The sequence below is a fragment of the Acinetobacter sp. YH16032 genome, from assembly GCF_013417345.1.
Lineage (GTDB): Bacteria > Pseudomonadota > Gammaproteobacteria > Pseudomonadales > Moraxellaceae > Acinetobacter.
Window position 1 is genome coordinate 1 of sequence record NZ_VPEE01000048.1, and the last position, 10203, is coordinate 10203.

The window sequence follows — 10203 nt, forward strand, 5'->3', positions numbered from 1 at the left end:
ACATCAATTTAACTGGGGATTATCTATGGCGAAGCAAAGCCAAGATAGGTGGTGGAAAATTTAGGCCATTGCGCGCAATTGAAAAACCTTAGCGTGCTATATTTTCCGTTTCCTGAGACGACCCCTATCATTACGACGAACTTGAGCTTCTCGGAATGGAGCAATGTATTTGGTGATGCTAAGTTGACGACTGCACTGCTGGATCGACTGACTCATCATTGCCATATCATCGAAACGGGTAATGAATCCTATCGTTTTAAGCAAAGCACGGAGGAAGCCAAGCAGCGTATAAAGAAACGAGAAGCAGAGAAAGGAGAGTTATTTTAACCGTCGATCAGTGAAGAAAAAGCAACAGCAATTGATCGATTTATCCACAGCAGTGTAGTACGCTACATTGCTTAAATGCCTGGTCAATATTCAACGAGCATCGCTGGTCAATATTAAGTGAGCGTCAACAATCTTGGGCATTTCGGGGTATCTCTGGTGGCACAAACAGGTTTGCAGTTTGACCTTTCCACATCTCAGGGAAAGCTCATGGCTTCTGTGATGTCTGCATTAGCAGAGTTTGAGGGAGATTTACTACGTGAACGTGTGCGCTCTGGTGTAGCAGCGGCACAAGCGCGTGGCGTTGTGTTTGGTCGTCGTCCTGGTCAACGTACCAAGTCAGATCGTCTGGCACCTAAAGTGTTGGAGTTGGTGTCTGCTGGACACTCTTATCGACAAGTCGGTCGGCTGGTCAATCTAAGCAAAAATACCGTGTTGGATATCGTTAAAAGAAGTCGGAGTGAAAATCCTTAGCGTGCTATATTTTCCGTTTCCTGAGACGACCCCTAACTGAAGACATTGACGGTGGATGGGCTGCAATGGGAATTAAAACCTCTACAGAGTTCACAGCGGGTTGCAAGCGTTGGGTTGAGTTGAGGTTATCGGATTGGAAGTGGAGGGCTGCCATATGATTGCCATCTCTGACATAGCGTTTTAAGGTATTTTTCTAGGGCGTATTGATGTTTCAACGTATTAACAATCATACGAACAACCTCATTCTCTCAGGTCATTTTCTTCTTGCCGATGGGTGATTTTTCGCCGATAAGCACTTGGTGATACACCAAACCAGCGTTTAAACGCGCGCCGAAAATTAGCAGAGTCGTGGTAATTCAGTAAGCTGGCAATTGCCTCGACCGATATTTGAGGGTCATGTAAATAACTACTGGCTTTCTCAGATAAAATCCGATCTCGAATCAGCCGGTAACTCGTGTTCTCTTTGACCAGACGTCTGGCCAGCGTACGCTTATTCATAAACAAGGCTGCAGCCAGATCCTCTTCACTCAGTTGCCCGAGCGGATAGGACAGCATGGCTTTTTGCACTTGGTAGGTGGTGCTGTGTTGTTGGGTCTTGAGCCGGTTGAGGATCATTTCGCATTGTTGCATCGCCAGCAGATAGCTATCGTGCTGCGCGGATGCATTGGCAATCAAGCACAACTCGGTCGGCACTCGGATCGACAGTTGTGGCTGATCAAACTGATAGGTACCGGCAAGATAATCCGCGTAACAGGCATGATGATCGGGGGCGGGATGGCTAAACTGAATCACCGCCTCGGTCAGCGGTCGTCCAACAATAAATTCGGCACATTCCGAAAAAATCACTGCAACGGTTTCGGACAGTAGCCGATGTACTGCGCTATTCAGGGTTTGCTCAAAAAAAATCATGCAGCTCGTCCACGCAGCATCGGTATGTGCTTCAAGTCGCATCAAACTTATACGCGTCGGCAAAAATGTCTGAAACGCATGTAACACGGCTAGCAAGTTCGGGCTACTATTAATTAAAAAGCCCATCGCACCATGCGTTGAGGGAGTTAGGCGCTGACCCAAGCGCAAACCGAACTGTTCAGATGTTGATAGATCTATGCTGTTTTGCAGGATCTGAGCTTGTTGGCTGGCCGTGATCATGGTGTCATCACGCATCAGTTGCTCAGTGGTCAGCGCAGTGAATTTTAATAATTTCGGCAGATCGCGCGCTTGTAAGTCCAGTTCTCGACCGATCAAACGGGTATAGCTACACGGAATGATCGCGGGTTCTTTGCCTGAGTGAGTCTGATACATGGAATATGCTTTATTGGCTGACGAGGTAATATTGTCTTTTTATGACCTCTATTTGTCAAATAATAACCTCTACAGAACCGCAGAGAGTGCGTAATCTTGAGCTTGAACAGTGAAATTAAGCCAAATCGGAGTCGTAGCCATGAGCCAAATTACATTTATTGCCCACGATGGTGCACAAACCAGCGTTGCAATCGAAGCGGGTAAGTCACTAATGCAGTTGGCGGTTGAAAACGGTGTTGCCGGAATTGATGGGGATTGCGGTGGCGAATGCGCCTGTGGTACCTGCCACGTGATTGTCAGTGCTGAGTGGTCGGATGTTGCGGGTACGGCACAAGCGAATGAGCAGCAGATGTTGGAAATGACCCCAGAGCGTGCTGCCACCTCACGTTTGGCGTGTTGTATCCAAGTGACCGATGCAATGGATGGCATGACGGTACATCTGCCTGAGTTTCAGATGTAACACGTCAGCTGTAACCCAGCGGATCAACCGCCTTAACAAACACACCTCGTCAACGATGCTCAGTCAGGAGACCATCATGAACTCAGTCGCAGAAATTTTTGAGAAAATAACCCAAACTGTCACCAGCACCGCTGCAGACGTAGCAACCACGGTTACGGATAAAGTCAAGTCTAATGAGCAGTTTCAAACGGGCAAGCAGTTTTTGCATGGTCAAGTGACCCGTTTTGTCCCATTGCACACGCAGGTTCGCGGCATTCAGTGGATGCAAAAAGCCAAATTCCGTGTGTTTAACGTGCAAGAATTTCCTGCATTTATCGAGCAACCGATTCCAGAAGTTGCAACACTGGCACTTGCTGAGATTGATGTTAGCAACCCATTTTTATACAAGCAAAAAAAATGGCAGTCTTACTTTAAGCGGCTGCGTGATGAAGCACCGGTACATTATCAAGCCAACAGTCCGTTTGGGGCATTTTGGTCGGTCACGCGTTACGATGATATTGTCTATGTCGATAAAAATCATGAGATTTTTTCAGCTGAACCTGTGATCGCGATTGGCAACACCCCTCCTGGGTTAGATGCTGAAATGTTTATTGCAATGGACCCACCCAAGCACGATGTGCAGCGGCAGGCCGTACAGGATGTAGTCGCACCAAAAAATCTCAAAGAGCTAGAGGGTTTGATTCGGCTACGCGTGCAAGAGGTTTTGGATCAGTTGCCAACGGATCAGCCGTTTGATTGGGTGCAGAATGTTTCGATTGAGCTGACAGCCCGTATGTTGGCAACATTATTTGATTTCCCATACGAAAAGCGGCACAAATTGGTTGAATGGTCAGACTTGATGGCTGGCACTGCGGAGGCCACAGGTGGGACAGTGACAAATTTGGATGAGATTTTTGATGCAGCAGTCGATGCAGCAAAGCATTTTGCGGAGTTATGGCATAGAAAAGCCGCACAAAAATCTGCAGGCGCTGAAATGGGCTATGATTTGATCAGCTTGATGCAGTCAAACGAAGCGACTAAAGACCTGATTTATCGGCCGATGGAGTTTATGGGCAATTTGGTCTTGCTAATTGTCGGCGGCAACGATACCACACGCAACTCGATGACGGGTGGGGTATACGCACTTAACCTGTTTCCAAATGAGTTCGTCAAACTCAAAAACAATCCGAGCTTGATCCCGAACATGGTATCCGAAATTATTCGCTGGCAAACCCCGCTGGCCTATATGCGTCGGATTGCCAAGCAAGATGTAGAGCTTAACGGTCAGACCATCAAAAAAGGCGACAAGGTGGTGATGTGGTACGTTTCTGGCAACCGCGATGAGCGAGTGATTGAGCGACCTGATGAATTGATCATTGATCGTAAAGGTGCACGCAATCATTTGTCATTTGGCTTTGGTGTGCATCGCTGTATGGGCAATCGCTTGGCCGAGATGCAGTTGCGGATTCTGTGGGAGGAGTTATTGCTTCGCTTCGACAATATTGAGGTATTGGGTGAGCCAGAGTTGGTGCAGTCTAACTTTGTGCGCGGCTATGCCAAGATGATGGTCAAACTGACTGCCAAAGCGTAGGTATCAAAATAGGCGACAGAGGCATTTTGCAACTGTCGTCGGCAACAATTGATGCTGTGCATCAACCATGAACTGAGTGAATTCATATGCAAACAATCGTCATCATTGGCGCAAGTCATGCTGCGGCGCAGTTGGCGGCAAGTCTGCGGCCAGATGGCTGGCAGGGCGAGATTGTGGTGATCGGCGATGAGCCGTATTTGCCGTATCATCGACCGCCGTTGTCCAAGACCTTTTTATGCGGTGCACAACTGGTCGATGAGTTATTGATTCGGCCAGCCGCTTTTTATCAAAAAAATCAGATCGAATTTCGGCACGGGCGGGTGGTTGCGATTGATCGGGCAGCGCGCAGCGTGACACTACAAGATGGCAGTACGCTTGCGTATGACCAGTTGGCGCTGTGTACCGGTGCACGAGTCAGGACGGTGTCGCTGGCTGGGTCTGATTTGGCAGGTGTGCATTATCTTAGAAATATCAGCGATGTACAGGCTATCCAGCCATTTGTACAACCCAACGGCAAAGCAGTGGTGATCGGTGGTGGCTATATCGGTCTTGAAACAGCCGCCGCATTGACCGAGCAGGGCATGCAGGTGGTGGTCTTGGAAGCCGCCGAGCGGATTTTGCAGCGGGTAACTGCACCGGAAGTGTCGGACTTTTATACGCGGATTCATCGCGAACAGGGTGTGACGATTCATACCGGTGTGTCGGTCACGGCGATCACGGGTGAGGGGCGGGCGCAAGCGGTGCTGTGTGCCGATGGTTCGATGTTCGATGCAGATCTGGTGATCATCGGGGTCGGGGTTGTACCGAATATCGAGTTGGCGCTGGACGCGGGCTTGCAGGTGGACAATGGTATTGTGATTGATGAGTATTGCCGTACCAGTGCGCCAGAGATTGTGGCCATCGGGGATTGTGCCAATGCGTTTAATCCGATTTATCAGCGGCGGATGCGCTTGGAGTCGGTACCAAACGCCAATGAACAGGCCAAAATTGCCTCGGCGACCTTGTGTGGCTTACAGCGGACCTCGAAGAGTTTGCCTTGGTTTTGGTCAGATCAGTATGATCTAAAGTTGCAGATTGCGGGACTCAGTCAGGGGTATGATCAGATCGTGATTCGGGGTGATGTGCAGCAAAGGCGTAGCTTTGCAGCGTTTTATTTGCAGGCGGGTCGCCTGATTGCGGCGGATTGTGTGAATCGTCCGCAGGAGTTTATGCTAAGCAAAAAGCTGATCACGGCTGGTACGGCGGTCGATCCACTGCGGTTGGCGGATGAGTCGATTGCGGTACAGGCGTTGATGGGGTAGCTTAAAACTACATCAGGCTAGATTTGCATTACGCTGATTCAGATGTTAATCAGAATGGCATCGATAGATACCTGTGAGAGCAAGTCAGGTGCAGCTTTGGCTTTGTGTAATTCACCACCCGTGATCGCAAACACGATGGGTAATCCATACCCATCTACGGCAAGATGGATCTTACTTGTCTTGCTACCTCGACTTAAGCCAATCGCCTCCTGATCGTGAGTTGCAGCACGTGCATTATGTTGATGTGCCTTGACGTAATTGCTATCCATAACCCCTACTCTATATCAGAGTCAGTAGATAAAACCCTGAGTATGCTTTGGAAAAAACCTTTTGCTGACCAGTCGTTGTATCTTTTGTAGAGATTAGGCTGCTGACCAAACTCAGTCAGGAGGTAGGTCTAGCCATGGACATTTCACCCACATTCTGTAGAGCATGGCTTCTACGGTGAGCCGTAAATTTGGTTTGTGATCAATGTCCTGTTGCTTGAGCATAGGAGAAATCTTTGCTCAATGTTGGTCGTTCAGCATAAAGCGTGGCATGGTGGACTCGGATGGGGAGAGCTTTAATTCTCTGAGTCTGCCTCCAATTTGCAATCAATATTTTCAAACGTCAACACACTCTAATGTAAAAAAACTAACATTAAAAAAACACCTCTGCCAAAAGGTCTGGTAGCTATATTCGATGTCAAAGATGATCTGGCTCACCTGCTGCGTTGTTAACTCATTCTATCAAATTTTGAGGACAGGCTTGACATTTGGTCAATCGACCAATATATATTCAAAATATGCATTTGGTCATTTGACCAATACCCGTTGAATTCTTGTGTGATATTTGCTGTGCCTGACCAAGGTGAAAAATATTGCTCAAGGTCAAATGTGATAGCAGGTTTACAGACATTCGATGCCTTTACAAGGAAACTCTCGCCATGACTCATATGATCAATATCCAGCCACGTAAGCCGCGGTTTGATTTAAGTGATGTTCCAGTTTTTTGGAACGACGGTGACCCGGTGTTAACACGCTTCTTTGATGCACTTTCTATTCACTTCCCCGATGGAGAGCGTTTTTTTATTCAGTCGGTGCGTAACTATCAGGATCTGGTCACAGATCCTAAACTGAGAGAAGATATCAAAAACTTTTTTCGCCAAGAAGCGCAACATGGCATTGTGCATGACCAGTATAATGCGGTGATGCAGTCGCAAGGCATTCATGTCGAAAAGGTCATCGCAAGATTCAAATTATTTATTCGGCTCTCCCAAAAACACCTGCCCGCCAAGTATCTGTTGGCCATGACAGCTGCCTTTGAACATATTACTGCTGTACTAGGCGAGGGTGCTATGGAGGGTGAGGGTGAGATGTTCAAGAATGCTCATCCCGCAATGCGTGCCATGTTCATGTGGCATGGGGTAGAAGAAGTCGAACACAAAACAGTAGCCTTTGATGTTTACGAAACAGCGGCAGGTGGGGGGTATTTCACCCGCGCATCTGCTTTGATTATCGGAACGCTACTGGTACATGCGGTGGTTGGCTCAGTTCTTTGGCATATGTTGAAAATTGACAAACTACAAGGTCAGCCATTGGTGCTTGCTAAGGGATTTTATCGCCTCTATGGACCACGTGGCCTGATTACCAGACTTATTCCACGCTATCTGGACTGGTTTAAGCCAGGTTTCCATCCTAGCGACACCGAAATCCCAGAAAAGGTTAATTCTTGGCTGGCTGAATATGATAAGCATCAAGACCCTATGGAAGCGTCACGAATTGTTTTTAATGTCCCCATTGCAAAAGCTGTATAGATCAGGAGAGACCGTGAAAGACTCGACTCGACTTGACCAAGTCGAGTAACCTGTCTTATTGATATAATGTTATGAGTCAAACTATGTTGAGTAGTGAATCTACGCGAGTCGAAGTTGCTGACCGCGAGAGAGTATTAGCCGCTTCTGCCAAGCTGTTTCGAGAAAAGGGTTTTGAGCGTACCAGTGTGCGAGAAATTGCCAGTGCTTGTGGTATTCTTCCAGGCAGTCTGCATTACCGCTATCGTAGTAAAGACGATATTTTGGTTGATATGATGCGGCTTGCTATTGAGAGAACTATTTACAGGATTGTTGAGGCGACTTCCGCGATTCAAGATCCACTCAAAAAAATGCAATCGGCACTGCAGACACATGTCGATATCCTTATGTCGGGTGACGATATGGTTTATGTGTTGTTGTTTGAGTGGCGCTCGGTACATGGAGTCGCACGTGAGCAGATTATTGCTGAGAGAGACAGATACGAGCGATATTGGCAGACAATTCTTGATGATCTGCAGTCTTATGGTTGTATCCGAAACGATGTGGATGCAGATCTGTTAAGACTGATTGGGCTAGGAGCAATAAACTGGGCTGCCACTTGGTATAAAGAAAATGGTAAGTACAATCTTGAACAGATCGCGGATGCGATATGGCAGATGATGACAAGAGGCATCCTTAATCCAGATTTTCACGAAGAGGCAAAAAACCTGTGACCAACTATAAGACTCCATCCCGTATCACGCACGCCATCGGGAGGCATTGTGGCAGCTCCGCAATTCGTGATTTGCTCGAGTTTAATGGGCTGAATATTTCCGAGGCCATGTGCTTTGGATTAGGCTCAGGGCTTGGCGTGACCTATTTGGAAATGGCTGACGCCCCTGTGCCATTTTTAGTGCATGTGCGGTCTTTGGGGTTTGAAGCGCGCGTATTTGAAAGTATCGGTATACCCTTTGAGTGGCAAACCTTCGAGTCACTCGAATCGGCAGCCACCGCGCTGGAGAAATGTTTGGATGCGGGTCACCCCACCCTGTTGCTGACGGATATTTTTTATTTACCTTACTTCAACAGCAGCACGCACTTTCCCGGTCACGCCATAGCCGCTTGGTCGAGAAATCCAGAGACAGGTGCGGTATTTGTCACCGATACCGAGCGTCCGAGTGTTTTGTCGGTGACGCGAGAGGCACTGACCCGCGCACGTTTTTCTACACAGCCCCCATTTATTCACTATGGCAATATGTTCACGCCCACCGCGTTTCAAGGCGAAATTACCCCCGAGATGATTACCGGTGTCATCCATGACAACGCCAAGTCATTAGCTGTGAGTGGCATATCGGCACTGGAAACATGGCTGGCCGAACTGAGTCGTTGGGGAGCCACAGGCGATTGGCACTGGACGACCCGATTTGCCTACCAAATTATTGAAAAGCGTGGCACAGGTGGCGGCGGCTTCCGCAAAATGTACGCTGAATTCCTTGATGAAGCGGTTCACTATGACGCAAGTGTACAGCAATATCGACTGCCCCTGTTAATGAGGGCTTGCGAAAAAGCATGGACGGCATTAGCCATGTGTTTGAAGTCTGCCTCGGAAAGCACAAACTTTCCATATGCCGCCATTGAAGAGACCATTGTGGCGGTGATGCAGGCCGAACGTAATTATACAGATGCCGCCCTTGCACTTTGAGACGTGCCGCTAATTTTTTCGCAATAAAATCAGCCAGCAATGGCGGGAGTTCAAAAATGGACAGTAATAACACGGCACACCTGACCATGGCTAAGGCGTTTTTTGGTACTAATCACCCTTTATTCAATATGTTCAATATTAGTGTTGGTGCAGTGAGCGATGGTCATGCCGAGATGACGATGCCCTTCTCTGAGCAACTCTCTGACCGTAAAGGCTCACTGCATCGAGGGGCTTTGGTGACGCTGCTGGATACGACTTGCGGCTTATCTATTTTTTCGTCATTGCGGTCGTTAGAGCCGATTGCCACTATTGATTTGCGTGTCGATTTTTTGCGACGTATTCCCTCTGCGGTAGGTTTAAAGGCGATAGTGGATTGCATTGGTAGAACCGATACGGTGGCCTTTATCACGGGCCGAGCGGTTGCAGAAGACAGTGGTGAGCTACTGGCTACTGTCACTGGTTCTTTCGCAATCGGCACGATGGGACCCTCTTTTGACAGCAATGAAGCGCGAGGCGAGTGATATGAGTATAGTAAATCAGATGAGCGCGGAAACACCCCCACTAAAATTGTGTGACGAGCCTTTTGTCGATTTTCTAGGTTTTCGTGAGGAAATGCAACATGGAGAAATACAGTACTTTATGGACTTTCGTGATTCGCATATCGGCAACCCGATGATTGGCACGTTTCATGGCGGCATTCTCGCGAGTTTTGGTGAAGTGGCCGCCGCCGCCTATCTTGCCCGTCAGCGTGGTGATAATGAGCTGCCCTTATGCTCCACGATGACCTTTGATTACCTGCGGCCAGCATTTATAGGTACGTTACAGGCAGTCCCCAGTATTGTTCGTGCGGGTCGGCGCATTACGACAGTATCGGTTCAGTTACTACTTGATGGCAAGTTGGTTTGTATCGGTCGATTCCTGTTTACGGTTAGCAGCAAATAAAATTGGAGCAAGCTCAGTTCAGGATGCCGACCCTGTTTTACTCAGAAAAATTTTCAATAGATAGACAAATAATATCAAATAGCTGGAACTACTACTGATACCGATACAGCGTTGGCGCAGAAATCCCAAACTCCTTCGCCAATGCTCGCTTGGTTTTGTAGTCGCCAGATTCAAGACGTTGATGCAGCAGAGCCACTTGTTCAGGAGTCAGTGACGGCTTACGGCCCTTGTAGGGGTCGTCTCAGGAAACGGAAAATATAGCACGCTAAGGTTTTTCAATTGCGCGCAATGGCCTAAATTTTCCACCACCTATCTTGGCTTTGCTTCGCCATAGATAATCCCCAGTTAAATTGATGT

The 10203-nt window shown here is 48.0% G+C and carries 11 protein-coding genes and 2 pseudogenes; 10 read left to right on the forward strand and 3 right to left on the reverse strand.

Translation table 11 applies throughout. From position 1 onward, the window contains the following. Window positions 1-108: 108 nt before the first annotated feature. Both FTV32_RS14920 and FTV32_RS14925 read left to right on the forward strand, forming a co-directional pair. A pseudogene (locus FTV32_RS14920) lies at window positions 109-327 on the forward strand (ATP-binding protein); the annotation flags it as partial. Between the two features lie 117 nt (window positions 328-444). Beyond that, on the forward strand, window positions 445-798 hold the full coding sequence (locus tag FTV32_RS14925; protein WP_009516421.1) for a recombinase family protein: 354 nt from the start codon (window positions 445-447) through the stop codon (window positions 796-798). A 240-nt stretch (window positions 799-1038) separates the two neighbouring features. On the opposite strand, the gene FTV32_RS14930 is transcribed toward FTV32_RS14925, so the two are convergent. Then, window positions 1039-2100 (reverse strand): AraC family transcriptional regulator, encoded by a 1062-nt coding sequence (locus tag FTV32_RS14930; protein WP_035270176.1) that lies wholly within the window; start codon window positions 2098-2100, stop codon window positions 1039-1041. A 139-nt stretch (window positions 2101-2239) separates the two neighbouring features. On the opposite strand from FTV32_RS14930, the gene FTV32_RS14935 reads away from it, so the two are divergent. The 3 genes from FTV32_RS14935 (at window position 2240) to FTV32_RS14945 (ending at window position 5431) form a co-directional block, all read left to right on the forward strand. After that, complete coding sequence (locus FTV32_RS14935) at window positions 2240-2560, forward strand: 2Fe-2S iron-sulfur cluster-binding protein (RefSeq protein ID WP_000078398.1); 321 nt, start codon at window positions 2240-2242, stop codon at window positions 2558-2560. A 76-nt stretch (window positions 2561-2636) separates the two neighbouring features. Further along, a complete protein-coding gene (locus FTV32_RS14940) occupies window positions 2637-4130 on the forward strand; it encodes a cytochrome P450 (RefSeq protein ID WP_035270174.1) in 1494 nt (497 codons plus the stop codon). 86 nt (window positions 4131-4216) lie between these two features. Then, entirely contained in the window at window positions 4217-5431 is a 1215-nt protein-coding gene (locus tag FTV32_RS14945) for an NAD(P)/FAD-dependent oxidoreductase (RefSeq protein WP_001193555.1), read from the forward strand. A gap of 38 nt (window positions 5432-5469) precedes the next feature. On the opposite strand, the gene FTV32_RS14950 is transcribed toward FTV32_RS14945, so the two are convergent. Beyond that, entirely contained in the window at window positions 5470-5700 is a 231-nt protein-coding gene (locus tag FTV32_RS14950) for an IS5 family transposase (RefSeq protein ID WP_004656998.1), read from the reverse strand. A gap of 656 nt (window positions 5701-6356) precedes the next feature. Between FTV32_RS14950 and FTV32_RS14955 the strand changes: the two genes are divergently transcribed. The 5 genes from FTV32_RS14955 (at window position 6357) to FTV32_RS14975 (ending at window position 9846) form a co-directional block, all read left to right on the forward strand. Next, window positions 6357-7226 carry a metal-dependent hydrolase gene (locus tag FTV32_RS14955; protein ID WP_000149466.1) on the forward strand — a complete coding sequence of 290 codons (870 nt, stop codon included), beginning with the start codon at window positions 6357-6359 and terminating at the stop codon, window positions 7224-7226. 83 nt (window positions 7227-7309) lie between these two features. Then, window positions 7310-7936, forward strand: coding sequence for a TetR/AcrR family transcriptional regulator (locus tag FTV32_RS14960; RefSeq protein ID WP_000952904.1), 627 nt, complete (start codon window positions 7310-7312; stop codon window positions 7934-7936). Then, window positions 7933-8904 (forward strand): BtrH N-terminal domain-containing protein, encoded by a 972-nt coding sequence (locus FTV32_RS14965; protein WP_180029052.1) that lies wholly within the window; start codon window positions 7933-7935, stop codon window positions 8902-8904. Before FTV32_RS14960 ends, FTV32_RS14965 begins: the two co-directional genes overlap by 4 nt. A gap of 56 nt (window positions 8905-8960) precedes the next feature. Then, window positions 8961-9425 carry a PaaI family thioesterase gene (locus tag FTV32_RS14970; RefSeq protein ID WP_000378064.1) on the forward strand — a complete coding sequence of 155 codons (465 nt, stop codon included), beginning with the start codon at window positions 8961-8963 and terminating at the stop codon, window positions 9423-9425. Window position 9426: 1 nt separating this feature from the next. Beyond that, window positions 9427-9846, forward strand: a complete 420-nt coding sequence (locus tag FTV32_RS14975; protein WP_000029507.1) for a PaaI family thioesterase — start codon at window positions 9427-9429, stop codon at window positions 9844-9846. A 91-nt stretch (window positions 9847-9937) separates the two neighbouring features. Here FTV32_RS14975 and FTV32_RS14980 read toward each other — a convergent pair. Beyond that, window positions 9938-10060: pseudogene (locus FTV32_RS14980) on the reverse strand (helix-turn-helix domain-containing protein); the annotation flags it as partial. Window positions 10061-10203: the final 143 nt, after the last annotated feature.

Coding starts and splice junctions, on each gene's coding strand:
- FTV32_RS14930 (WP_035270176.1), bottom strand. CDS start 2,100: ATGTATCAGACTCACTCAGGCAAAGAACCCGCGATCATTCCGTGTAGC.
- FTV32_RS14935 (WP_000078398.1), top strand. CDS start 2,240: ATGAGCCAAATTACATTTATTGCCCACGATGGTGCACAAACCAGCGTT.
- FTV32_RS14940 (WP_035270174.1), top strand. CDS start 2,637: ATGAACTCAGTCGCAGAAATTTTTGAGAAAATAACCCAAACTGTCACC.
- FTV32_RS14945 (WP_001193555.1), top strand. CDS start 4,217: ATGCAAACAATCGTCATCATTGGCGCAAGTCATGCTGCGGCGCAGTTG.
- FTV32_RS14950 (WP_004656998.1), bottom strand. CDS start 5,700: ATGGATAGCAATTACGTCAAGGCACATCAACATAATGCACGTGCTGCA.
- FTV32_RS14955 (WP_000149466.1), top strand. CDS start 6,357: ATGACTCATATGATCAATATCCAGCCACGTAAGCCGCGGTTTGATTTA.
- FTV32_RS14960 (WP_000952904.1), top strand. CDS start 7,310: ATGTTGAGTAGTGAATCTACGCGAGTCGAAGTTGCTGACCGCGAGAGA.
- FTV32_RS14970 (WP_000378064.1), top strand. CDS start 8,961: ATGGACAGTAATAACACGGCACACCTGACCATGGCTAAGGCGTTTTTT.
- FTV32_RS14975 (WP_000029507.1), top strand. CDS start 9,427: ATGAGTATAGTAAATCAGATGAGCGCGGAAACACCCCCACTAAAATTG.